Raw genomic sequence first — 25,219 nt, forward strand, 5'->3', positions numbered from 1 at the left:
CAGTGTCGGGTTACTAACGCAGGACAAACCAGGCATGACGTACCACAGTGCCAATCAGCCCGTAGTGTGCAGCCATGATACGGAATCTTTCTTTGAGAGACGCTTTCCGGTTGCGGGTAGTCATTCCTTCGTCCAGATAGTCGATAATCGTCAAGTGGGTATTGTGGAGTGTACGCGCTTTCTTCATGATGCGGATGCACCAGTCGAAGTCGGCGGAAAAGCGATAGTTCAGATTGTAGGGTTCCACCAGTGTGTGGCGGGGGAAGAAAGCCTGATGGCAGACCAGCATTCCCTGCTTGAAACTTTTCCAGGTCAGTGTTTCCGGGGCGGCCAGCCGGCGCATGCGCAGGAAGTGTCTGTCCTTGTCTACAATGGCGGTTTCTCCGTAGAGTACGTCGGGAAGTTCGTTGCCATTGATGCTGTGCACCATCTGTTGCAGCGTATCGTCTTCGTGAAAGCAGTCGCCTGCATTCAGGAAGCAGAGGTAATCACCGCCGGCAAGGGCGATTCCTTTGTTCATGGCGTCATATAATCCTTTGTCCGGCTCGCTCACTACGGTGTGTATCCGCTCACGGTAGCGGTCGATAATGGCTAAAGTCCCATCCTTGGAAGCTCCGTCTACGATGATATATTCCACGTGATGGTACGTTTGCGAGATGACACTTTGAATCGTGTCTTCCAGTACCTTTTCAGCGTTGTATGTCACCGTGATAATCGAGAACTTGGGAGTAGGGTGGACGCTATGCATATTTTCCCGTTATTTTGTTGTAGACATCTGTATATTTCTTGGCGATAATGCTTTCCGAGTAGTTGGCCACTACCTTGCGGCGGGCTTGTGCGGAAAGTTCGTCATATTCCGGCTCTGTCAAAATCCAGTATATGCCGTTGGCTAAATCTTCCGAAGATTTATATCGGGCTACGTAGCCGTTGTGCAGATGGTCAATCATTTCGGGGATACCGCCTACGTTGAATCCTACGCAGGGCACTCCGCAAGCCATCGCTTCCATAATCATGTTTGGAAGATTCTCTTCCAGGGATGGGATGGCGAAGAGGTCTACGGCATTGTAGATATCTACTATCTCGTGCTCATTCTTCATATAAGGGAGCGGATAGACGCGGAAAGGAAGCATTTCTTGCAGTTGCTGCGACTGATTGCCGAATACGACGACTCCCAGTGAATCTTTCCATTCGGGATGCTTCTCTGCCAGTAGCTTGCAGGCTGCAATGAGATAATCCACCCCTTTGCGTTTGTCGGTAATCTTCAGCGAGCCGAATAGAATCAGCTTCTTGTCTTCCGGCAACATGAACTTAGCCCGTGCTTTCTGCTTGTCCATTGGCTTGAACAGATTGGTATTGATGGCATTCGGGATATTAGTGACACTTTTCCCTTCAAACAGCGCACTGGATTTAGCCTGTTCTTTCAGCCAGCGGCTGCAAGTGACGAAATGAATGGGAGCCTGGCTGTATAGCTTTTGTTTCTTGTGGAAAGTGCGGTAAGACAAGTCCTTCTGCCACCCGTTTTTATAGATGTACGGGCAGTTGTGGCATTCCTGCTGATAGTTGGTGCATTCCCGTGCGTAATGGCAGATGCCCGTACACGGCCACATATCATGCATCGTCCACACTACGGGTTTGCCGGATACGAGTATCTTCCGTATGTCACTCAATGAGAGCATTCCCTGGTTAATCCAGTGCAAGTGGATAACGTCGGCCTGGCGAAATTCAGGGAGTGATGTAATATCCGTCCCCGTATTGGCAATGTCCACGTCAAACAGGTGGTAACGGCGGAAACGGTTGGCACTCCAGATAACGATGCGTTCCCACATGAATTTCCATACTTGCAGCCAGTTCCCTTTCAGGCTGACCACACTGATTTGGTCAGTCTGCTTGTCGCGTACCAGCATTTTGGCCTTGATACCGTTGTTTTTCAGTGATTCCATTAGCCGGCTCGCCGCGATGGCTGCTCCGCCGATTCGCTCGGATGTATTTATAATCAGGACTCTCATGGGCATAAAAGTTTATGCAAAGTTACGGTTTTTAGAGGAAATGTCGGATATTTCCAGTAAGCTTTCTGCTATTTCACGCGAAAAGATCTCGAGGTTAAAGCGTTCTTCCGCCAGTTTGCGGGCTTTTTCACCCATGCGGCGTGCTTCTTCGGGATGGTTGGCGATGTAGAGGATGGCGTCTGTCCAACCTTGCACGTCGTTGTATTCTACGGTGATTCCTATTCCTTCTTTGTCGATGTCTATTTCAAAGTTGGGATTGCGCGAGCAGATCACGGGGATGCCGAGGGCGAATGCTTCTACAAGCGTGGTCAGTCCTACCGTATACGGGAAATCCAGGCAGCAGATGACAATACAGCTTTTGCGTGCCACGAGTTTGCCCAGTTCGTAGGGAATCACTCCGTCCGTGTAGTGAATATGGATGGAACTGGGCAATGAATAGCGGTCGATTCTATTTTTGTAATTGATATTTCCGCATGAGACGGCGATATATAAATCCAGTTCCTCTTTTGTCGGGGAGAATGCCTGAAGAAGCGTGGCCACATCCCGGTTCTCCTTGCCAGTAGAGATGAATCCTTCGGGTTTCCGGTTCGGCATTTCCGCAAGCAGATGGTCATAAAAAGGAAGATCCGGCCCCCAATGTATGAGCTTTAGTTTGCGGAGTGGAGCTTTCTGTGTTTTCAGTGAATCCTGAATCAGCTTTTGGCTGAACAGGAACATCTTGTCTATACCTTTATAGAAAAGCCGGGAAATCTGTTCGCGCCAGAGTTTGGGACTGGTGACAACTGCCGTATGATGCCAGATAACAATCGGCTTGCGATAAAGCCCCAGGGCGCGAAGGAAGATGACGGGCTCTATCCCCCGGAAGGAAGTGGCGTAGAGTACATCGTATTTTTCTTTGCAGAACAGAATCTCTTTGGCTGTATAAAGCATGAGCTTCAGGCGGCTGGGGAAGAATTTGTATTTGTGCATCACGGAGCGTATCCCGTGATTCTCCAGTAAAGGGAGTCCGTACAGAATATGTCCGGGGAATTTATACTCTTTCCATTCCTCGTAACTTTCCCGTGTGAGGCGGGTATGATAAAAATAGATGGTAAGCAGGTTGTTTAATGATGCTTGTTTCTTTTCAGCCATTTGTTTATCCGGTTTTTGACAGCTTTCGTAATGATAGAGAAATTGCCGTATTTCAGGTTGAGGAACAGTTCTTCGAACGAACGTCCTATCTTGATCCACGGATGATCCCATCCCATGATGCGGTAGACGCTTTCCTTGTATGCTACATTCTCGATGACGTAGCGGGGATGTTTCAGCGGGAAATCCGTTTCGTAGCGGTTCATCGTAAAGATACGCCGGTATCCTTCGGGCAGCGTATGAACCGAACCGGCGAAATGGGTGGAATCTGCCGTCGCCCCCAAGTTATTAATCATATTGCGTGTAGGCACGATGCTCAACCCTGAGTTGAACAGGATGGAAGCATGGAAAATCGTTTCATAATAAGCCTTCTGGTGCTCACGATGGCGCCGGCACATATAGATAAAGTCACTCCGGAACTTGTGTTCCTTGATAAGCTGCTCAAGCTGCTTCATATTGAAAGAGTCGTCCAGGAAACTGTAAAACTCGTCCCATTGGTCGACTACACGCCGCCAGCTCGCCCACCCCCATATGGAGAAGGTAGTGGTGAAGAAATAATCATAAGGGATATCTTTCGTGATTTCTTCAGGATTGAATCCGGCAATCATGCTGATACGCGTATCATGCTCGTATTTGTCCAGCATCTCCTTGCAAAAGCGGAAAAAGGAGACGGACGGCACATCGTCGTCTTCCAGTACGATGCACTTGTCGATTTTCGAAAAAGCCCATTTCTGCGAAAGGTATTCCGAAGGGTCACAGCCGAAATTCTTTTCCTGATAAAGATGCTCCACCTCGCACTCCCAGTCTATCTGCGACACGATTTCACGGCAGGCTTCTATCCCCGGCAGGTCGCGCTCGTCCCGCGCTCCGTCCTGATAGAGGAACAGCCGGGACGGACGTGCTTTCCTTACTTGCCCGAACACTTGCGACAACTGTTGCGGGCGGTTGAAGAACAGTATCAATACTGCGACATCTACGAGGGCGGGTTTCATGGTTTCTTTGTTAATTCCGGATGAATATAAATGGCATGGACCATCTGCTTCTCCTTGGGCGGGATGTCCATATAGTTCCTGTATAAATCTTTCAGATAGGCATCCGGATCGGCCGGAGCCATGAACGTTTTCCCTTCGAAGGTGATTTCCGAAAGGGGGAATACGGAGTCATTACGGTGCATGATGCCGTAACCGTTGTTTATCAATACGTTGGACAGGTAAGTGTCTTTTTTGTAGAGCAGGCATAAAAGGCCCCATATACTTCTGTACGCAATATTCTTTGCGCCGAAATAGAAGAATTCGACAAACGAGCGCAAACTGTAATAATGACGTGCGTGCAGGATGGAATAACTGGTGGATATGCCTTTGCACAGCTTCTTCACCCACGACCGCGGAATGCTTGGGTAAGGGATAAACGGGAAAATATCCAGGAAAAGCCCTTTCTCATAACTGACGTCGAATGTATCTCCCGCTTCTATGTAAAGTGAGTTCAAGTCACGTATCTTGATGATAGGCTCTTTGTTCAGCGGGTCGCTTTCCGGAGTCTGCAGGAATAAAGATTCGGACAGTTCGGCGGGGGCCACTTTGATGAACCGTTGCAGGTCGGGCAGGAGCATTCCCAAATCAATGTCATCGTCCCAGGGGATAAATCCGCCGTGGCGTACAGCTCCGAGAAGCGTGCCGCCATCCAGCCAATAGCTTATCTGGTGCTTCCGGCAGATACGGTCTACCTCTTCGAGGATGGAAAGCTGCTTCAATTGGCAGGCGCGCAGGTTTTGCGCTACGTAGGCGGATAAGTACGGATTGCTCATAATTCATTTCTTTTAATGTCAATCACCTGACCGGTAAATTCGGTGAGCAGCGACTGTACGGTAGCCATAGCCACTTTTTCGGAAGAGAGCAGGCTGTCTTCCGGTTCGATCCCGAAATTGTGGACGCGCATCGGGGTTTTGGTTCGTTCGGGGTTGATGCAGTTGACACTGATGCCGAACGATTCCCACTCTTGTGCGATGGCTTGTACGAAGTTTACAATTGCGGCTTTCGTGGACGAGTAGATGCTGTAGAAAGCCCTGCCCCTTGTGTAGGAACTGGAAGTGAAGAATATCAGCTTCCCCTTGCTCTCTTTCAGGTAAGGATAGGCTTCGAGTGCCACGTTGATTGTTCCCATGTAGTTGGTGTTCACCGCATTGCTGATGGTCCGGTAGTCACTGCTGACCAACGGCTCTTTGTTCAGTACGCCGGCAGTATTGATGATGTAGTCTATCCGCTCCGTCTGCCGATATACGTTCTTGAGCGCATCCGCCACTTGTTCTTTGCAGCCTACATCCGTTCCGTTCAGATTGCGGGAGAAACAGAACACTTGTGCTCCTTTTTCCTGCAAGATGCGGGCGATATCCGCTCCGATACCGTAGCTTCCGCAAAAGATGACCGCCACTTTATTGTTGAGTTGTGATTCTTCGCGGGGAAGGTTGCTCAACTCGCTTTTGCGTAATTGGAAAAACTTGTCCAGCAGGTAAGTATCTTCCTTGTAGGTCAGCTTCATATTACTTTCTTCACCCGTTACGACGTAGACGGGCACTTCGGGCAGGTACTTCACGACCACACCGCAGTCGTCGGTCACTTTGAAATGCGGGTCTTTCAGGGCATTCTCGTATGCCCGGCGGATGCTTTCTATATGGAATGCCTGTGGGGTCTGACCGCGTTTCAGCTTGCTGCGGTCAGGGATGCTCCGGATGAAATCCCCCTCGGTTTCTATGATCGTGTCCGTAGCCGGCATCGCCACGTCAATGGCTTTATAAGTTTTCAGTGCTTCAATTACGTCGTTGATAATCCGTTGGCTGACCAGAGGGCGTACGGCGTCGTGGAAGATCAGATTAACGTCTTCTCCCTCGTAAGCGTTGATGGCCGACAGGCTGGAATGGTATCTTTCTTCTCCTCCTTTGAGTATTTTCTTCACTTTCTTCCATCCGTTCTTGATAATGATGGATTCGATGTCGGAGATATAGAAAGGGTTGGAGACAATGGCTATTTCGTCTATATGCGGATTGCCTTCGAATGCGTCGATAGTATGTTCCACTACCATTTTGCCTGCTACCTTGAAAAATTGTTTAGGTGTCGACAGTCCCAATCGGCTGCCTACTCCGCCTGCCAGTATAATAGCTATGTTCCTTTTCATGCATTTATTTTTTAAGACTGTACAAAAGTAGTGATTATAGTTTGAAATACGTGTATAGCATATGCACAAATAAAGCGGATGAAGGAAAGTACGCGTATAAAGTGCTTTCCGCTTCTTTATACTTATTTCTGTTTATTAGTGACTGACCTGGAGATTGAACGATAGAACATAATCAGGCTTGTTGTGTATACTTTTCTTTGAAACGGATATATAGTTAATGACTTAATGAGATGTTTCAGAAATAGGCGCATATCTTTTTTCTCAATGCCCGCTACCATTCTTCGTCTATGCCATGAAGCAACAAACTGCCGAATGTATTTCTTGTGCGGAGCTATCTTTATAAGCAGATCGAATTTTCTGTCTATAGGGTTATTTCTCGGGGCTATACGGTCATTTGGCGTCATATGCCGGATATAGCTTGGCGATTTGGAATAGACGAGGTCATTGTCAAGCATCATACAGGCTAATGTATAGATATCTTCTCCTGATGTGATTCCTGTGGGAAATGAAACAAAATCATTGAATATGTCTTTTTTGGCAACGATGGAACCAATGTGAATTGGTGATTCTCCTAAGGCACATATCCGGAAGTAATTGGTGATGATACCTTCATTTTTCTGCAAGCGGATACCTTTGAGGACGGGGCTGCTGGCTGTTCCCTTTTCAATGTTTTTGTAGAATGTGCCGTAAACATTATATGCCGGATATTTGAGCATCAGTGTATGTATTTGTTCCAGGTGCGGGGGAGCCCATTCATCGTCTGCATCCAGGAAAGCTATATACGGATATTGTGCCTCTCTGATTCCCCGGTTGCGTGCGGCTGATACGCCGGCATTGTTTTGATTGAAAATCCGGATTCTTTTATCATTGAATTCTTTTGCTATTTCAATGCTCCTATCGGTGCTTCCATCATTGATGATGATGATTTCGAACGACTGGTATGTCTGGTCAAGGATGGACTGAATACATCTTTTGATATATGGCTCCTTATTGTATAAAGGTATGATTATACTGATTCTTATCATATGATTATACTTTTTTTAATAAATAGTTCAGACATTCTTTGAAGGTGACGGAGTTGCTTCCCCACATGACCCCTATATATAAGATGGCCGCAATACTGATTTTGGCTATTAATGCGAAGTAGATATTGTTGATATTCTGAGTGAATAGATAAGTTAGCAGCATGCTGCTCAGGGCAATGATGAAAAATGGGAAAACATCTTTGATGGTCATCAACAGTGTGATTCGTATTTCGCGCCATGCAAAGTACTGCCAAATGAGGAGCCAGCCAGTATTAATGATTATATAGAAGACAATCATAGTATGGATGCCATAAGGATAAAGCATAAGCATTGAAAACAGTTGCAGTAGTCCCAGGCATATCGTGTTCCACATGTAAATGTTGGATTTCCCTTTGCTGATTATCAGATTGGTGTATAATGTGGTAATGGGGACGAAAGCTCCTCCAATGCTTATGATTTGCAGTATTCGGGCACTCTCTGCCCATTTATCCGTAATGGCGATAATGATAAGATCGGGAGCAATTAATGATAATCCCAGCATGAGTGGAAAGGAGACGAAGGCTGTGAATCGAAGCATTTTACGGAAAATACGTAACTGGCGGTCTCTGTTTTCGGACACTTGCACAAATGTGGGCTGCGCTATATTGCTTATCATTCCGGCAATAAAAGAATATCCCATCATGTTCCACTTGTTGGCCTGATTGAAATAACCTACCTCTTTCTCTGAGTAGAATTTTCCTAGGATGATGGAAAATAAGTTGTTGTTGATATTGTTGAATATATTGGTTATTAATAATTTGGCACTGAAAGAGAACATCTCTTTCAAGGGTGATAATTCTATATGCAGGGTAGGACGCCACGGTGAGTAATGCCAAAAATAGGCTGTAGTCACACTTACGTAGACTAGGCTTTGTGTGGCTATTCCCCAATATGAAAAGCCGCAGTAGGCCATTAGGATTCCGATGATACCGGATATAATCAGTCCGATGAGAGAGGCTGTTGTTTTTTGTTTTACTTGTAAATTGCGGAACAGATACGCGCTTTGTGAGGTCCCCAGGCTGGCAATGAAGAAACCTAGAAACGAGAAACGGGCCAATGCGGTCAGTTCCGGAATTTGGTAAAAGTCGGCAATAAGAGGGGCGCAGAAGAATAATAAGGTATATAGGCAAAGGCTTAATCCGCTACTGAACCAGAATACAGCATTGTAATCTTGATGAGTGATTTCCTTTTTATTAGTTAGTGCTGCGACAAAACCACTTTCTTGCAGTGAACCCGCTATCAATGAGAAGATGGTGAGCATTCCCACCATTCCATAATCAGAGGCATTGAGAAGGCGGGACAGGCAAATCCCGAAAAGTAAATTAAGCAACTGCTGTATGCCGTTACTGAACCCGCCCCAGAATAATCCTTTTGCTGTTTTCTCTTTTAGTGATTGTCCCTCGCTCATATCATTATTAGCAAAGAATACATGAAAAGGCTACGCGCATGGATAGCTTTTCATGTATTCTCTGATTATGTTGGTTGTTATTTTACTTCGCTACCCGGCTTCACTTCACGTCCCGGCATGATAACTGCCAGGCTGCCGTCGTTATTCTCGGCACTCAGAATCATGCCTTCGCTGACGATGCCTTTCAGCTTGCGCGGAGCAAGGTTGGCGATGAAGCAAACCTGTTTGCCTACCAGTTCTTCCGGTTGGTAATGTTTGGCAATGCCCGACACGATGGTACGTGTTTCCAGTCCGTCGTCAATCTTGAATTGCAGCAGTTTATCAGCTTTCGGAACTTTCTGACATTCGAGGATAGTGCCTACACGGATATCCAGTTTCGTGAAATCATCGAATTCGATGTTCGGGCGAATCGGATTGGCTTTGTAGTTGGCTTCTTCGTTGGCCTTCTTCGTATCGAGCAACTTCTGTACCTGCGCTTCGATAGTGGCATCTTCGATTTTCTCGAACAACAATTCCGGCTTGTTCAACTGGTGACCTACGGGAAGCAGATTGTCTCTTCCCAGTTCAGACCATTCGAAAGTATCCATGTTCAGCATTTTACGGAGTCTCTCCGAACTGAACGGCAGGAACGGGTCGAAAGCGATGGCAAGATTGGCAACCAGTTGCAAGGAGATGTTCAGGATGGTTCCCACACGTTCCATGTCTGTTTTTGCCAGTTTCCACGGTTCGGTGTCGGCAAGGTATTTATTGCCAATACGTGCCAGGTTCATCGCTTCTTTCTGTGCGTCACGGAATTTGAATACGTCGAGCAGCTTTTCCACTTCCGCTTTTACGTCGGCAAATTCTTTCAGTGTCTCCTTGTCGTAGTCGGTCAACTCGCCCTGTGCGGGCACGCACCCGTCGAAGTATTTCTGAGTCAGTACCATGGCGCGATTCACGAAGTTACCGTATACGGCAACCAGTTCGTTATTATTACGTGCCTGGAAATCCTTCCAGGTGAAGTCGTTATCTTTTGTTTCCGGGGCATTGGCGGTCAGTACATAGCGGAGCACATCTTGTTTGCCCGGAAAATCCACCAGATATTCGTGCAACCATACAGCCCAGTTGCGTGAAGTGGAGATTTTGTCTCCTTCCAGGTTCAGGAACTCGTTGCTTGGCACATTGTCCGGCAGGATATAGCTGCCTTCCGCTTTCAGCATGGCGGGGAACACGATGCAATGGAACACGATATTGTCTTTTCCGATAAAGTGCAGCAGACGGGTTTCAGGGTCTTTCCACCATGTCTCCCAGCTATCGGGAAGAAGTTCTTTCGTGTTGGAGATGTATCCGATAGGAGCGTCAAACCATACGTAAAGCACCTTTCCTTCCGCCCCTTCCACGGGAACAGGGATACCCCAGTCGAGGTCACGGCTTACGGCACGTGGTTGCAGTCCCATGTCGAGCCAGCTCTTGCATTGGCCGTACACGTTCGGACGCCATTCTTTATGGTCTTCGAGAATCCATTTGCGCAGCCAGCTTTCGTGCTTGTCGAGAGGGAGATACCAGTGCTTGGTTTCTTTCATCACCGGCTTGCTGCCGCTGATGGCGCTTTTCGGATTGATAAGGTCTGTCGGCGAGAGTGAGGTTCCGCATTTCTCGCATTGGTCGCCGTAGGCTCCTTCCGAGTGGCAGTGCGGACATTCTCCGGTGATATAACGGTCGGCAAGGAATGTCTTTGCTTCCTCGTCGTAATATTGTTCGGAAGTTTTTTCGATAAATTCTCCCTTGTCATACAATGTCTTGAAGAAATCCGAAGCCAAGTCGTGATGCGTCTGTGAAGTGGTGCGGCTGTATACGTCGAATGAGATACCGAACTCTTTGAATGATTCCTTTATCAGCGTATGGTAACGGTCTACTACATCTTGCGGAGTGATTCCTTCTTTTTTTGCGCGGATAGTGATGGGCACCCCGTGTTCGTCCGAACCGCCGATGAATAATACATCTTCTTTCTTCAGACGCAGATAACGCACATAGATATCTGCCGGTACATATACACCGGCCAAGTGACCGATGTGGACAGGCCCGTTCGCATACGGCAATGCCGATGTGACGGTGGTTCTCTTGAATTTCTTTTCCATTGTATAGTGTGATTTTATTGTTTTCAGCTTTGCTGATTTTGTTGCTCTCAGCTTTGCAATGTGCAAAGATATTGATTTTTCACCACAGATTATACGGATTTACACAGATTATTTCATGACGAAGTGGTCGCGGAATGAAACAGAAACGTTCGGAATAAAAAACAGGTAAAAAGAAATCAATGTGACTTAATGCTTTTTTGTAGTGAAAGTTTACATTATTGTACGTTCTCAAATGCTTGCCGGATGCGGAGAGAAACTTGCCGGATAGCCATGAGGAGTTATTGCCCGATTTGTAGCAGTTATATAGGCCGTTTTCAGCATCTATATGTCCTGCTTACAGCAACTATATGGGCTATTTCCAGCATCTATATATCCAATCTTCAGCAACTATATAGGCTGTTTCCAACATCTATACATCCAACTTGCCGGCGATATTTCCATATTTTTCATAACAAGAACACGGAAGTTGATGCACTTTGGATTCGGTAATCAAAAACCGGGATACTGTTAATAAAACTGCGTATGATGTTACATGAAGTGTCGATTCTGTAACAATACAGCTCAAAATTGTAACATTGAGTACACAAAACAAAGTAAAACAAACAAAAACAAAATAAACCACCTCCCTAACCCTCCTCAAGGAGGGGACGAAGGAGGAGAGAATTTTGAAAAGAAGGAAAGCCTTGATGCAGGAAGATATTACGAACCTGCAACTATCGAACAATGGGCTACAACACTTTCTGTGGTGATTAATTAATTTATGAACGCACTTTGAAAAAATGATTGGGTCAGTCTGAATAAAGCCCTTATCTTTGCAGTGTCATTAAGCTTGAGGACAAAACTAAACTAATTTATCAACATAAAAAACTATTACAATTATGCCAGTATTGTACAAACCCTTCCAGTCGGTTCTGGAAGACAAGAACAAAAAGAAACTATTTCATCCCTGTGTGATATACACGGCCAACGTGACAACCACCCAACTCGCCAAAGAGATCGCCGCTTACTCGTCTCTCTCCATAGGTGATGTGAAGAACACGCTTGATAACCTGGTGATAGTGGCTGTACTGTATTACCCTGATTAAAGTTGACTAATCACCAATTTATATTAGAGTAGTTCTTTAATTAATCAATAAGTCAGCATAATTAATCAGATTTTCTAATCTTTCTTTCTCTTATCCTATATTTTCGCATATATTTCTCCCCTTTTTCTTTCTTTTTTCTCATAAGAAAGAATATATTTGTACCTGAGTTAAACGAAAACAAGAGCATGATATGATAACAACCCAGTTGCTTCGTCCCGAAAGCATTGTTGTAGTAGGGGCATCGAATAATGTACATAAGCCGGGTGGCGCAATATTGAAGAATTTGATAAACGGAGGTTATCAGGGAGAACTTCGGGCAGTAAACCCGAAAGAGAAGGAAGTACAGGGAGTGCCTGCCTTTGCAGACGTGAAAGAACTGCCTGATACGGACTTGGCAGTATTGGCTGTGCCTGCCGTGATGTGTCCCGATATTGTGGAAACATTGGCTGGTACAAAACAAACTCGTGCGTTTATCATACTTTCTGCCGGATTTGGCGAGGAAACCCATGAGGGAGCATTACTGGAAGAACGGATTCTGGAAACAGTCAATAAATATGGAGCTTCATTGATTGGCCCTAATTGTATCGGCCTAATGAACACATGGCATCACAGCGTATTCAGCCAGCCGATTCCCAATTTGAATCCGAAAGGCGTAGATTTGGTATCCAGTTCCGGGGCTACGGCGGTATTCATCTTGGAAAGTGCCGTAACGAAAGGTTTGCAGTTCAATTCCGTCTGGTCGGTGGGAAATGCCAAGCAAATTGGTGTGGAAGATGTACTGCAATTCATGGATGAAAACTTCAATCCGGAAAAAGACTCCCATATCAAACTACTCTATATTGAAAGTATCCAGAATCCTGACAGGCTATTGTTTCATGCTTCTTCGCTGATAAGGAAAGGATGCAAAATTGCAGCGATAAAGGCGGGAAGTTCTGAAAGCGGAAGTCGGGCGGCTTCGTCACATACGGGAGCTATTGCCAGTTCGGATTCAGCAGTTGAGGCTTTGTTCCGTAAAGCGGGGATTGTACGCTGTTTCTCCCGTGAGGAATTGACTACGGTTGGCTGTGTATTTACTCTGCCTGAACTGAAAGGAAAGAATTTTGCCATTATCACGCATGCCGGAGGGCCGGGAGTGATGTTGACGGATGCACTAAGCAAAGGCGGGTTGAACGTTCCGAAACTGGAAGGCGAGTTGTTAGAAGATTTGAAAGTACAACTCTTTCCGGGTGCTGCCGTTGGAAATCCGATTGATATTCTCGCTACGGGAACTCCCGAACATCTGCGTCTCTGCATTGATTACTGCGAAGAGAAATTTGAAAATATAGATGCCATGATGGCTATCTTCGGAACACCGGGACTGGTCACCATGTTTGAGATGTACGACGTACTCCATGAGAAGATGCAAGTGTGCAGCAAACCGATTTTCCCGATTCTTCCTTCCATCAATACAGCCGGAGCCGAAGTTGCGGCATTTTTGGCGAAAGGACACGTGAATTTTGCGGATGAAGTAACATTGGGAACAGCTCTTTCGCGTATCGTTAATGCCCCTAAACCTGCCGCTCCTGAGATTGAACTGTTCGGAGTCGATGTTCCGAGGATTCGTCGGGTTATTGATTCTATTCCGGAAGATGGGTATATCGAACCTCACCATGTACAGGCCTTGCTTCATGCAGCCGGCATTCCGATTGTAGACGAGTTCGTCTCGGATAACAAGGAAGAAGTAGTGGCTTTCGGACGTCGATGCGGATTCCCGGTAGTGGTTAAAGTTGTCGGCCCCGTGCATAAATCAGACGTTGGCGGAGTGGTGTTGAATATCAAAAGCGAGCAACACTTGGCTTTGGAATTTGAACGTATGATGCAGATTGCTGACGCGAAGGCAATCATGGTACAACCGATGCTGCGGGGAACGGAACTCTTTATCGGTGCGAAGTACGAAGAGAAGTTCGGGCATGTGGTACTTTGTGGATTGGGCGGTATCTTTGTGGAAGTGCTGAAAGACGTTTCTTCCGGTTTGGCTCCGCTTTCTTACGAAGAAGCTTATTCGATGATTCACTCGCTGCGCACCTATAAAATCATACAGGGGACACGTGGACAGAAAGGAGTGAATGAGGATAAATTCGCGGAAATTATAGTCCGTCTTTCTACCTTGCTCCGCTTTGCGACAGAAATCAAAGAAATGGATATAAACCCGCTTCTGGCAACTGAAAAGGCTGTTGTAGCTGTCGATGCCCGTATCAGAATAGAGAAATAGGACGATTCTTTCATTCATTGAGACGTATTTTCTATCTTTCTGTTGTAATTTTGCCTACATTTGGTAACTCAAACGGAAAGCTAGAAAACACGTATTATGAAGAAAGTCCTGATACTTTTAATCTGTCTCATTTTTTATCCGATACTCTGCTGTGCGCAAGTAGCAGATGATCATTATTATTTCAAGAACTTAAGCGTACAGAACGGATTATCCCAGAATACCGTCAATGCAATCTTGCAGGACAAGCAAGGTTTTATGTGGTTCGGTACGAAAGACGGACTGAACCGCTATGACGGATTATCATTTCGCAAATTCAAACACGACGACCGTAGCCAACGGAGTATCGGAAATAACTTCATCACTGCGCTTTATGAAGATGCGAAAGGAAATATCTGGGTAGGTACGGACGTAGGGCTCTATATCTACGATCCGGAGAAAGACTTTTTCCGGCATTTTACGGAACTGAGTGCAGAGAGTACAAGGATAGAACATACTGTAACCGCAATATCAGGAGACAATCAAGGATGCGTTTGGGTAGCGGTTGAATCTCAAGGACTCTTTTGCTATGATTTGGAGAAAAGGCAACTTCAGAATTATACCTTAAAAGATTTCTCTTTCCTCACCACCAATGTGCAGACGTTCGTTTTCGACAATAGCGGAACCCTTTGGATAGGTTGTTATGGTGACGGACTTTTCTATTCGAAAGACCGGCTGAAGACACTCCATCCTTATCTTTCCCCTACTGAGAATAAAGAAACTTATGCGAACGACGTAGTGATAAGCCTTGTGAAAGGAGCATATAACTGCCTGTATGTGGGTTCCTTGAAAGGTGGAGTAAAGGAACTGAATCTGACTTCAAACAAATTGCACGATTTGCTCCTGGCAGATGAACATGGGGAGTCGGTCTTTTGTCGGGAACTGCTTGTTGCCTCTGACAATGAATTGTGGATCGCTTCCGAATCAGGGCTTTATATTTATAATCTCAGGTTGGGAAAATATGTTCATTTGCGCAGTTCGATCAATGACCCTTACTCCTTGTCCGATAATGCTATTTATTCGCTGTGCAAAGATCGTGAAGGTGGCATCTGGATTGGTTCTTATTTCGGCGGCGTAAACTATTACCCCCGTTTCTATACGAATTTTGAGAAATATTATCCGAAGGGGACAGAAAACGGGCTGCATGGAAAGCGGGTACGTGAATTCTGCCAGGATAATCAGGGAATCTTGTGGATTGGCACGGAAGACGGTGGCTTGAACCGCTTTAACCCGAAGACCAAGACTTTCTCTTTCTTCACCCCGAGCAATGCTTTCACCAATGTGCACGGGCTATGTCTGGTCAATGACTACCTTTGGGTAGGCACTTTCTCCAAAGGAGTAAAAGTGGTAGACACACGCACGGGAGCGATTGTGAAAACCTATCAGAAAACAGATTCGCCCCGTTCATTGATAGACAACAGTGTCTTCTCCATTTGCCGGACAACGACGGGAGATATTTATTTAGGCACATTATTTGGCCTGTTGCGTTACAACAAACAGACTGATGATTTCGACCGCATACCGGAGTTGAACGGTAAATTTGTATATGATATAAAGGAGGATTCCGGCGGGAATCTTTGGCTGGCAACTTATGCAAACGGTGCTTACTGTTATAATGTAAGTGAGAAAAGATGGAAGAATTATCTGCATGATGACAATAATCCGAAGAGCCTTCCTTATGATAAAGTGGTAAGTATCTTCGAAGATTCCCATCGACAGGTCTGGCTGACAACGCAGGGTGGTGGCTTCTGCCGGTTCCATCCGGAAACGGAAACCTTCACTAGCTATAATCTGGCTGACGGATTGCCGAATGATGTCGTTTACCAAATTGTAGAAGACAAGGACGGACTTTTCTGGCTGACAACCAATAATGGTCTGGTATGTTTCCAACCCACTACCGGAGCGATAAAAGTATATACCACTTCCAACGGTCTGCTGGGCGACCAGTTTAATTATCGTTCAAGCTTCGAGACGGAAGACGGTACGATTTATCTGGGAAGTATCGACGGCTTTGTAGCTTTCAATCCCAAGAATTTTTCAGAGAACAAGTCGCTTCCGTCTATCGTAATTACGGATTTTCTGCTCTTTGGTAAAGATGTATATGTAGGCGAACCGGGTTCTCCGTTGGAGAAGAGCATCACCTTTTCCGACGAACTTGTGCTTCAGTCCAATCAGAACTCATTCTCTTTCCGTTTGGCTGCATTGGATTTTCAAGCTCCCAAGATGAGCAAGATTATGTATAAGTTGGACGGCTTTGATGCAGACTGGTTGACGGTTGGTGAAAGCCCCATCGTCACTTACTCCAACCTGCGGTATGGTAACTACACTTTCCGGGTGAAAGTTTCCAATAGCGACGGGGTATGGAATGAAGAAGGGATAACCTTGAGCATCCATATTCTTCCTCCTTTTTATTTTTCTATTTGGGCTTATTTTGTTTATGCACTGTTGATTGTTGGTTGCTCTGTCTATACATTCCTTTATTTTAAACGGCGGAGTAATAGAAAGCATCGTCGGCAAATGGAGAAATTTGAACAGGAGAAAGAAAGGGAAGTATACCATGCAAAAATTGACTTTTTTACGAATGTAGCTCATGAAATACGCACTCCTTTGACTTTGATAAAAGGACCATTGGAAAATATTATTTTAAAGAAAGAAGTTGATCAGGAGACGCGTGAAGATCTGGATATTATGAAACAGAATACGGAACGTTTGTTAAACCTGACGAATCAGCTATTGGATTTCCGGAAAACGGAGAGTCAGGAGTTTCGATTGAATTTTATTGAATGCAATATCACAGAGGTACTAAAGGAAACCCACAGGCGTTTTACTTCTTTGGCTAAGCAGAAAGGTTTGAAATTTCTACTAAATGTGCCTGCACAGGATTTTTATGCACATATTAATAGAGAGGCGTTTACTAAGATTGTAAGTAATTTGCTTAATAATGCAGTAAAGTATGCGGAAACTTACGTGCATATCTTTTTGGAGATCGATGATAGTGAAGAGCAAAAGGTATTCCATCTTCGTACAATAAACGATGGAGTGATTATTCCGGATGAAATGAAGGAAGAGATATTTAAGCCATTTGTGCGCTTTAATGAAAAAGATGACGGCAGAGTTACTACTGGCACTGGTATTGGATTGGCTTTATCTCGTTCATTGGCAGAGTTGCACCAGGGAAGCTTGGCCATGTTGGAAGGGGAAGAGGTGAATTGTTTTTATCTGACACTTCCAGTAGTCCAAAACACGACGATTAAATTAGCTTCTGAAGTAACTGTCGGAGTCGAATCTGTAATAGAGGCACATACAGAACAAGCTGAAGATAGGGAAGATAGGTCGACAGTGTTGATTGTAGAAGATAATCCTGATATGCTTGCTTTTGTGGCTCGGCAATTGGCGGATAGCTATGCTGTCTTGACTGCTACTAATGGCTCTGAGGCATTAGAGATATTAGATGGGCATTATGTAAGTCTGGTGATTAGTGATGTTGTTATGCCAGTTATGGATGGTTTTGAACTATGTAAGAAGATAAAATCTGATTTGACTTATAGTCATATTCCGGTGATTCTGTTGACAGCCAAAACGAATATTCAGTCAAAAATCGAAGGGATGGAGTTAGGTGCGGATGCCTATATTGAAAAACCTTTTTCTGTAGAATATTTACATGCTTGTGCTTCTAATTTAATTCAGAATCGGGAAAAACTGCGGCAGGCATTTACGCAATCTCCTTTTGTGGCAGCTAATACAATGGCATTAACTAAGGCTGACGAGGAGTTTATACAAAGATTGAATGAAGTGATTCAAATGAATCTCAGTAATCCGGATTTCTGTATGGAAAATATGGCGGATGGTATGAATATGAGTCGTTCTAACTTTTATCGTAAGATAAAAGGTGTTTTGGACTTAAGCCCGAATGAGTATCTTCGTTTGGAACGCTTGAAAAAAGCTGCCCAATTGCTAAAAGAAGGAGAAAATCGGATTAATGAAATTTGCTATACGGTAGGATTTAATTCTCCGTCTTATTTTTCTAAGTGCTTTCAAAAGCAGTTTGGAGTATCACCAAAAGATTTCGTTGGATAAATATCGGATATTATGGAACGAACTTCTATTAAATATTTTGTGAATAATAGTTTGGGATTAGATAGGAATATTTCCTCTGTGGGGTTTGAAGAGATTCCTCCTAATACTTTTTATCCTACGTATAATCACTCTGCCGGCTATTATTTTAATCCTGATAAAGGGCGTGTTTTGAAAGAATATCAGTTAATATATGTCACAGACGGGGAAGGAGTACTTGAAACGGGGAGTGGGGGCGTATTTGCGATTAAACGGGGGATGATATTTGTGCTGTTTCCAGGAGAATGGCACACGTATTATCCAAATTATCAAACGGGTTGGAGCCATTACTGGATTGGGTTTTGCGGTTCCGAAGTTGATAATTGGATGAGAAATGAGTACTGTTCGCGAAAAAGTCCTGTTTTTAGAGTAGGCATTAATGATGAGATTGTTTTTTTGTTTAGAAAAGCTATTAATATAGCCAATGAGGAGCTGAGTTTATATCAACAGGTGCTTGGTGGGCTGGTAACTTATTTGGTAGCATTGATGTGTAGCATTGATAAGAATCGTCGGGTAGAAACCGACGATTTTTCTTCTAAAATAGATTATGCTTGTGTACTTATGCGGGAATTAATAGACCAATCCGTTTCTATGCAAGAGATAGCGGAAAAAACGGGAATGGGATATTCTCTTTTCCGTAAATTGTTTAAAGAGCGAATGCATTGTGCTCCGGTACAGTATCTCCAGAATCTTAGAATACAAAAAGCTATTGAATTATTAACTACTACAGCTATTCCTATAAAAGAAATAGCTTATCAACTAAACTTTGAATCGCCTGCTTATTTCTCTGCCCGCTTTAGAAAACAGACGGGGAGATCTCCTGTTGAATATCGGGACGAATTTTGTAGCAAATAGTTATATTGTTCTGGCAATAATTGAAAGTTCTTTTGTAGAATAGTTCCTAAGTTTGTATCGTAACTAAAAAACAGAATTATGATGCAGAATAAAGTGAGAATAGGGCTTTTGGGAGTTGGGTTGGATACATATTGGGGACAGTTTGAGGGACTTCTTCCCCGTTTATTGGCTTATCAGGAGGAAATATGTGCGGGTATTGAGCAGATGGATGTAGAAGTAGTTAACGTAGGAATAGTGGACTCCCCACAAAAAGCAGGGGAAAGTGCATTATTACTCAAACAGGCAGATGTCGAATTTGTATTTTTGTTTATTTCTACTTATGCTCTTTCGTCTACAGTTTTGCCTGTTGCACAACAAGTCGGGAAGCCTGTAATCATGTTGAATATGCAGCCTGTTCCCGCTATTGATTATCAGAAAGTCAATTCGATGGGCGATCGGGGAAAGATGACTGGAGAATGGTTAGCTCATTGCCAGGCTTGTTCTGTTCCGGAGTTTGCAAGTGTATTTAACCGATCAGGCATTAGATATGATATCATAACAGGGTATTTGTCTGACCAATTGGCATGGAAAGAGATTGCTTCCTGGGTAGATGCTGCACGTGCGGTAGATGGAATGCGTAAGAATCGCCTGGGGATTTTAGGACATTATTATTGTGGAATGCTGGACGTTTATACCGATGTAATGCAACAAAGCGCAATATTCGGAACGCATGTGGAATTGTTGGAAATGTGCGAATTAAAAGCTTATAGGGATGAAGTGACGGATGTTGATTTGAAACGTAAGTTGAATGAGTTTTATGATAAATTTGATGTAGAAACGTCGTGTGAGTCGGACGAACTAGTAAGGGCGGCACGTACTTCTGTTGCTTTGGATAAGCTGGTGGAAACTCATCGATTGGGAGCGATGGCTTATTATTATGAGGGTTTCAATGGAAATGATTATGAGAATATTGTCACTTCGGTTATTGCGGGTAACACTCTACTGACAGGGTATGGAATACCTGTTGCAGGAGAATGTGAAGTAAAGAACGCACAAGCGATGAAAATAATGTCATTATTGAAAGCTGGCGGCTCTTTCTCTGAATTTTATGCCATGGACTTTAATGATGACATTGTTATGCTGGGGCATGATGGGCCGGCGCACTTTGCCATTGCCGAAGAAAAGGTAAAGCTGGTGCCACTTCCGTTGTATCATGGTAAGCCGGGAAAAGGATTGTCCATTCAAATGACTGTAAAGCCGGGAAATGTTACGTTATTATCCGTTTGTGAAGGAAAAGACGGAGTCTTCTTGTTAGCGGCAGAAGGAGAATCTGTACAAGGAGAAACTTTACATATCGGTAATACTAACAGCCGTTATCGCTTTCCATGCGGAGCTCGTCGTTTTATGGATATGTGGAGCAAGGCGGGACCATCACATCATTGTGCGATTGGGGTAGGACATAAAGTTTCGGAACTAAAAAAACTTGCGTTCCTTCTGAATATTCCTATTGTTGTAATTGAGTAGAATAACTCTCTTTTAATAACTGTAAAATCATCTTATAATTATGGATAGAAGGACGTTTTTAAAATCTGCAGGAGCTAAGGGGGCGGCTGTAATGGCTGCTTCTGTTGTGGGTACGGAAATGTTACATGCAACAGAAGTCTTAGAGGAAAGAACTATTTCAACGCCTAAACAAAAAGCGACAGTGACTCGGCTGCCAGAAGACCTGAATACGTTGGTAGGCGATGTGACTTTATTGGATAAACCTCAAAATCTGACAGTAGCATGCTATACATTCCCTAATTATCATGCTTCTGCCATACATGATAAAATTTATGGGCCGGGATGGACAGAATATAATCTTGTAAGGAGTGCTCGCCCATGGTATCCGGGGCATGCTCAGCCTAGGGGGCCATTGTTGGGTGAACTCGATGAAAGTAAACCGGAGACTTGGGAGAAATATAATGATTTATGTAAACAGAGTGGAATTGATGTGCTTATCTGGGACTGGTATTGGTACGGTAATGAACCTTGTCTGCATGAAGCATTGGAGAATGGCTTTTTACGTGCTTCCAACAGGAATGACGTGAAGTTTGCATGTATGTGGACCAATCATCCCTGGTATGTGCTATACCCTACTTCAATGACGAATGGGCATAATGCTTATCCACCCAGTTTTGCACCTGCGGATAGTTCTTTGAAAGAGTGTTGGCAAAGCTTATCATATATTATATCCAGGTATTGTCATTTGGAAAATTATTGGAGAATAGATGGAAAACCCGTGATTTGTATTTGGGATCCTAACCGTTTGGAGAAGAAGATAGGAGTGGCTCAGACTAAACAATTATTTGCAGAATTAACAGAATTTGCCAGGAAGCTGGGACATAAAGGCTTGCATTTTCATTCTTCAGGATTTTATTCTCCTAATTCTAAATATGTGGGCTATAGTACAGCAGGCTCTTACAATCCTTTTACATGGGTTGCTGATAATTATCAGCCTAAAGATGTAGAATTACCGGACTATGGAATAGCGGCTGCGGATGTAGCTTTTAAGTTGTGGCCGAAACATCATCATGATTTTGAGATTCCTTACTTGCCTTCTCTTTCTCCGGGGTGGGATTCCACTCCTCGATATATCCCGCCATTAGCACGGCCTGATAAGCCTAATCGGGATAAATGGCCTGCTTGTGTGATTTTGGAAGGTGAGAACCCGGCATCTTTTAAGGCATTAGTACAGTCGGCTTTTGCCTATTTGAACAAACATAAAGATGTACCACCAATTTTGACTATTGCCTGTTTTAACGAATGGACTGAAGGACATTACTTGTTACCGGACAATCGTTTCGGATACGGAATGCTTGATGCTCTGGCAGAAGCTTTGGGTAAGAAGAATAATCACTCAATACATGGTATATGACCTGTGTGAATAGCTATATATATATATTCTAGAGGAATGTGTATGGGACGTTTGTTTTATTAATTGGGATATTTATTTTATCTTGGAATGCTCGAATTCCCTACATTTGTAACATGGAACAAACTCCCAATAGTACTAATAACATGAAAACATTTATAAACTCAGATAGATTTGAAATAATGAAGAAAGCAACCTTATTTTTATTGTTGTTCTGTCTTGTAACTACTGGTTATTCACAGGTAACTCTGTCAGATAAACAGCAGGACAAAAAAAGTTTTCCAATCGTTACTTCTGCTGCTAAAGCAGTGGTTTGTTATGATGAAGCAGATGCGGAAGTGGTCAGAAGAACGGCAGGGCTGTTGGTGGAAGATGTAAATCGAGTCACTAATAAAAAATTGAAATTGGTATCTGATTTGCCGTCTAAACAAGAGTATATTATTCTGGCCGGAACTTTGGGAAAGAATAAAGCAATAGATCGTTTAGTGGCGAATAAGAAGATTGACATTAGTAGAATTCGTAATGGCTGGGAACAATATGTGATTGATTTAATAGATAATCCTTTCCCGGGAATAAAAAAGGCATTGGTAGTAGCCGGTTCTGACCGCCGGGGAACAGCCTATGGATTGTTCTCTATCTCTGAAACCATAGGAGTATCTCCCTGGTACTGGTGGGCGGATGTTCCGGTGAACAAAAAGAAATCTTTATGCTTGAATGTTAGTACCTTTTCGTCTAAGACTCCTTCTGTCAGATATAGGGGAATCTTTATTAATGATGAGGATTGGGGGTTAAAACCGTGGGCCTCTAAGAATTTTGAACCGGAGGTCGGAGATATAGGACCAAAAACTTATGCGAAGATTTGTGAGTTGTTGCTTCGCTTGAAAGCTAATTATTTGTGTCCGGCCATGCATTCATGCACGAAAGCATTCAATCATTATCCGGATAATAAATTAGTAGCGGATAGTTTTGCAATTGTCATGGGGTCAGTGCATTGTGAACCATTATTGTTTAATAATGCTTCGGAATGGGATCGGAAAACAATGGGAGAATGGAACTATGTGACTAACCGGGACGGTATTAATAAGGTCTTGCGTAAGCGGGTGAATGAGAATGGTAAATTTGAGAATGTGTACACCCTGGCTATGCGTGGAATTCATGATGCGGTGATGGCCGGTAATTTGACATTGGAAGAACAAGCACGTGTACTGGAAAAAGCTTTTGATGACCAACGCGAGATTTTGTCTAGCGAAATTAATAAACCGGCTGATCAAATTCCGCAGGCATTTACTCCCTATAAAGAAGTATTGGAAACGTATGATCATGGAATGAGTTTGCCTGATGATGTTACTTTGGTATGGTCAGAAGATGACTTTGGATATATGAAGCGTCTTAGCAATTCAAAAGAACGTAAACGTTCGGGGCGTTCAGGGGTTTATTATCATGTTTCATATTGGGGACCTCCAAAACATTATCTTTGGATAGCTTCTACTCCTCCTACACTGATGTATGAGGAGTTGGAAAAGGCCTATCGTTCTACTGCTGACAGACTTTGGGTTGTGAATGTGGGTGATATTAAGCCGGCGGAATATCATATAAATTTATTCATGGATATGGCCTATGATATTGAAAGCTTTAACTATGATAATATTAATGCACATAGTGTCGATTTCCTTTGCCGTATATTCGGTGAAAAATATAGGGAAGATCTGACTGATATCCAGCAAACTTATTTTCAGTTGGCCTTTGCCCGGAAACCTGAATATATGGAACGGAGTACGGATACGGAATTTTCTATTCAGAATTACAAGGAGGTTGACAGGAGATTAGCTGCCTATAAACGTATTGCCGCAAAAGCAGAGAGAATATTGAAAGAACTGGATAAAGAGGCAGTACCGGCATTTTTCCAATTGGTATATTATAATGTTAAAGGAGCTGCTTTAGTGAATCAGATGACATTAGGCGGGCAGAAGAATCGTCTTTATGCTGCTCAACAAAGAGCGACTGCTAATTTGATGAGAGATAAAGTTAAAGTGTATGGAGATAGCTTGGTCTTGATAACAGAACAATACAATTCATTATTAAATGGTAAATGGAAAGGTATGATGTCTTTGATTCATGGTGGAGCTCGTTCTTTCGGGCGTGCAAAGGTTGATTCAGTGACATTAGAATCTGTCCCTACATTAGGTGTATCTTGTGAAGGGGAGGATAATAAGAAAGGTGTAGTGAACTTTCATACAATACCTTGCTTCAATAAATATCTTCCGGATGCTCATTATATTGATGTCTTTAATAAAGGGGTGGGAAGTTTGGAATGGAAGGCTACTCCTTCTGCGCCTTGGATTCTGATTGATAAAAAAGCTGGGAAAACACTTTATGAGGATCGAATTACGGTTTCCGTAGATTGGAGTAAAGCTCCAGTTGGTGAAAACGGTTCTGGATTTGTAGATATTTATACAGATAATAATGAAAAGAAAACGGTATATGTGTCTGTGTTTAATCCGGCTGGTCCTTCAGTTGAAGATTTGAAAGGATTATATGTCGAGAATAACGGTTATGTATCCATTGATGCTGCAAAGTTTCATAGAAAGCAGGAAATTGGTGAAATTAAGTTCGATATAGTAGATGGGCTTGGATTCGACAATAAGGTTGTTCGTTTGGGAGATCCTTTTGCGAAAACACCTTATTATGACGGGTTGTTGCTCACGTCTAATTATGTTGCTCCAGTGCGTGGTAACAAGTTCCCAGTACTGGAATATGACTTCTATTCTTTCCAAACTGGTCCTGTAGATGTATATACTTATATGTTACCTATTTTCCCATTGGATAATGAACATGGTTCACGTTATGGTGTAATGGTGGATAATAGTCCTGTATATTTGCCGGAGGCAGGTGCGCCTTATTATAGTACTCTGTGGATTCAGAGTGTGCTAAGAAACTGTAGAATCAATAAGACAACTCATTTTATTGATAAACCAGGTAAACATACAGTGAAGATTTATTGTGGCCATCCCGGAATGATGTTGCAAAAAATTGTAGTTGATTTCGGTGGATTGAAGAAATCGTATATGGGGCCTGAATCGACTAGAATAAATTAA

General features: G+C 43.6%; 15 protein-coding genes and 1 pseudogene. 7 read left to right on the top strand and 9 right to left on the bottom strand.

Annotated elements, in window-relative coordinates; translation table 11 throughout:
* Positions 1-13: 13 nt before the first annotated feature.
* From BQ7997_RS15975 to metG, 9 genes are all read right to left on the bottom strand, one after another.
* Positions 14-748, bottom strand: a complete 735-nt coding sequence (locus tag BQ7997_RS15975) for a glycosyltransferase family 2 protein (protein WP_073347195.1) — start codon at positions 746-748, stop codon at positions 14-16.
* Positions 741-2,006 carry a glycosyltransferase family 4 protein gene (locus BQ7997_RS15980; RefSeq protein ID WP_073347196.1) on the bottom strand — a complete coding sequence of 422 codons (1,266 nt, stop codon included), beginning with the start codon at positions 2,004-2,006 and terminating at the stop codon, positions 741-743. Before BQ7997_RS15980 ends, BQ7997_RS15975 begins: the two co-directional genes overlap by 8 nt.
* A gap of 12 nt (positions 2,007-2,018) precedes the next feature.
* A complete protein-coding gene (locus tag BQ7997_RS15985; RefSeq protein ID WP_073347197.1) occupies positions 2,019-3,137 on the bottom strand; it encodes a glycosyltransferase family 4 protein in 1,119 nt (372 codons plus the stop codon).
* Complete coding sequence (locus tag BQ7997_RS15990) at positions 3,110-4,126, bottom strand: hemolysin activation protein (RefSeq protein ID WP_073347198.1); 1,017 nt, start codon at positions 4,124-4,126, stop codon at positions 3,110-3,112. The genes BQ7997_RS15985 and BQ7997_RS15990 overlap by 28 nt, the downstream gene beginning before the upstream one ends.
* Positions 4,123-4,938 carry a LicD family protein gene (locus BQ7997_RS15995; protein ID WP_073347199.1) on the bottom strand — a complete coding sequence of 272 codons (816 nt, stop codon included), beginning with the start codon at positions 4,936-4,938 and terminating at the stop codon, positions 4,123-4,125. The genes BQ7997_RS15990 and BQ7997_RS15995 overlap by 4 nt, the downstream gene beginning before the upstream one ends.
* Positions 4,935-6,302 carry a bifunctional cytidylyltransferase/SDR family oxidoreductase gene (locus BQ7997_RS16000; protein WP_073347200.1) on the bottom strand — a complete coding sequence of 456 codons (1,368 nt, stop codon included), beginning with the start codon at positions 6,300-6,302 and terminating at the stop codon, positions 4,935-4,937. Before BQ7997_RS16000 ends, BQ7997_RS15995 begins: the two co-directional genes overlap by 4 nt.
* A 122-nt stretch (positions 6,303-6,424) precedes the next feature.
* Entirely contained in the window at positions 6,425-7,327 is a 903-nt protein-coding gene (locus BQ7997_RS16005) for a glycosyltransferase family 2 protein (RefSeq protein ID WP_073347201.1), read from the bottom strand.
* Between the two features lie 4 nt (positions 7,328-7,331).
* Positions 7,332-8,774: a lipopolysaccharide biosynthesis protein gene (locus tag BQ7997_RS16010; protein WP_073347202.1), complete on the bottom strand. Its 1,443-nt coding sequence runs from the start codon at positions 8,772-8,774 to the stop codon at positions 7,332-7,334.
* A gap of 77 nt (positions 8,775-8,851) precedes the next feature.
* On the bottom strand, positions 8,852-10,891 hold the full coding sequence (metG, locus tag BQ7997_RS16015) for a methionine--tRNA ligase (protein ID WP_073347203.1): 2,040 nt from the start codon (positions 10,889-10,891) through the stop codon (positions 8,852-8,854).
* Positions 10,892-11,769: 878 nt separating this feature from the next.
* Here metG and BQ7997_RS16025 point away from each other — a divergent pair.
* The 7 genes and pseudogenes from BQ7997_RS16025 to BQ7997_RS16055 all read left to right on the top strand — a co-directional run.
* Positions 11,770-11,955: pseudogene (locus BQ7997_RS16025) on the top strand (HU family DNA-binding protein); the annotation flags it as partial.
* Between the two features lie 211 nt (positions 11,956-12,166).
* Positions 12,167-14,227 carry an acetate--CoA ligase family protein gene (locus BQ7997_RS16030; RefSeq protein ID WP_073347205.1) on the top strand — a complete coding sequence of 687 codons (2,061 nt, stop codon included), beginning with the start codon at positions 12,167-12,169 and terminating at the stop codon, positions 14,225-14,227.
* Between the two features lie 96 nt (positions 14,228-14,323).
* Positions 14,324-18,340 (top strand): hybrid sensor histidine kinase/response regulator transcription factor, encoded by a 4,017-nt coding sequence (locus BQ7997_RS16035; protein WP_073347206.1) that lies wholly within the window; start codon positions 14,324-14,326, stop codon positions 18,338-18,340.
* A gap of 12 nt (positions 18,341-18,352) precedes the next feature.
* On the top strand, positions 18,353-19,231 hold the full coding sequence (locus tag BQ7997_RS16040) for an AraC family transcriptional regulator (protein WP_073347207.1): 879 nt from the start codon (positions 18,353-18,355) through the stop codon (positions 19,229-19,231).
* 78 nt (positions 19,232-19,309) lie between these two features.
* Positions 19,310-20,734 (top strand): L-fucose/L-arabinose isomerase family protein, encoded by a 1,425-nt coding sequence (locus tag BQ7997_RS16045; protein ID WP_044656686.1) that lies wholly within the window; start codon positions 19,310-19,312, stop codon positions 20,732-20,734.
* 40 nt (positions 20,735-20,774) lie between these two features.
* Positions 20,775-22,127, top strand: a complete 1,353-nt coding sequence (locus BQ7997_RS16050) for a glycoside hydrolase family 99-like domain-containing protein (RefSeq protein ID WP_073347208.1) — start codon at positions 20,775-20,777, stop codon at positions 22,125-22,127.
* Between the two features lie 179 nt (positions 22,128-22,306).
* A complete protein-coding gene (locus tag BQ7997_RS16055) occupies positions 22,307-25,219 on the top strand; it encodes a glycosyl hydrolase 115 family protein (RefSeq protein WP_073347209.1) in 2,913 nt (970 codons plus the stop codon).

Source organism: Bacteroides congonensis (genome assembly GCF_900130125.1).
GTDB lineage: Bacteria > Bacteroidota > Bacteroidia > Bacteroidales > Bacteroidaceae > Bacteroides > Bacteroides congonensis.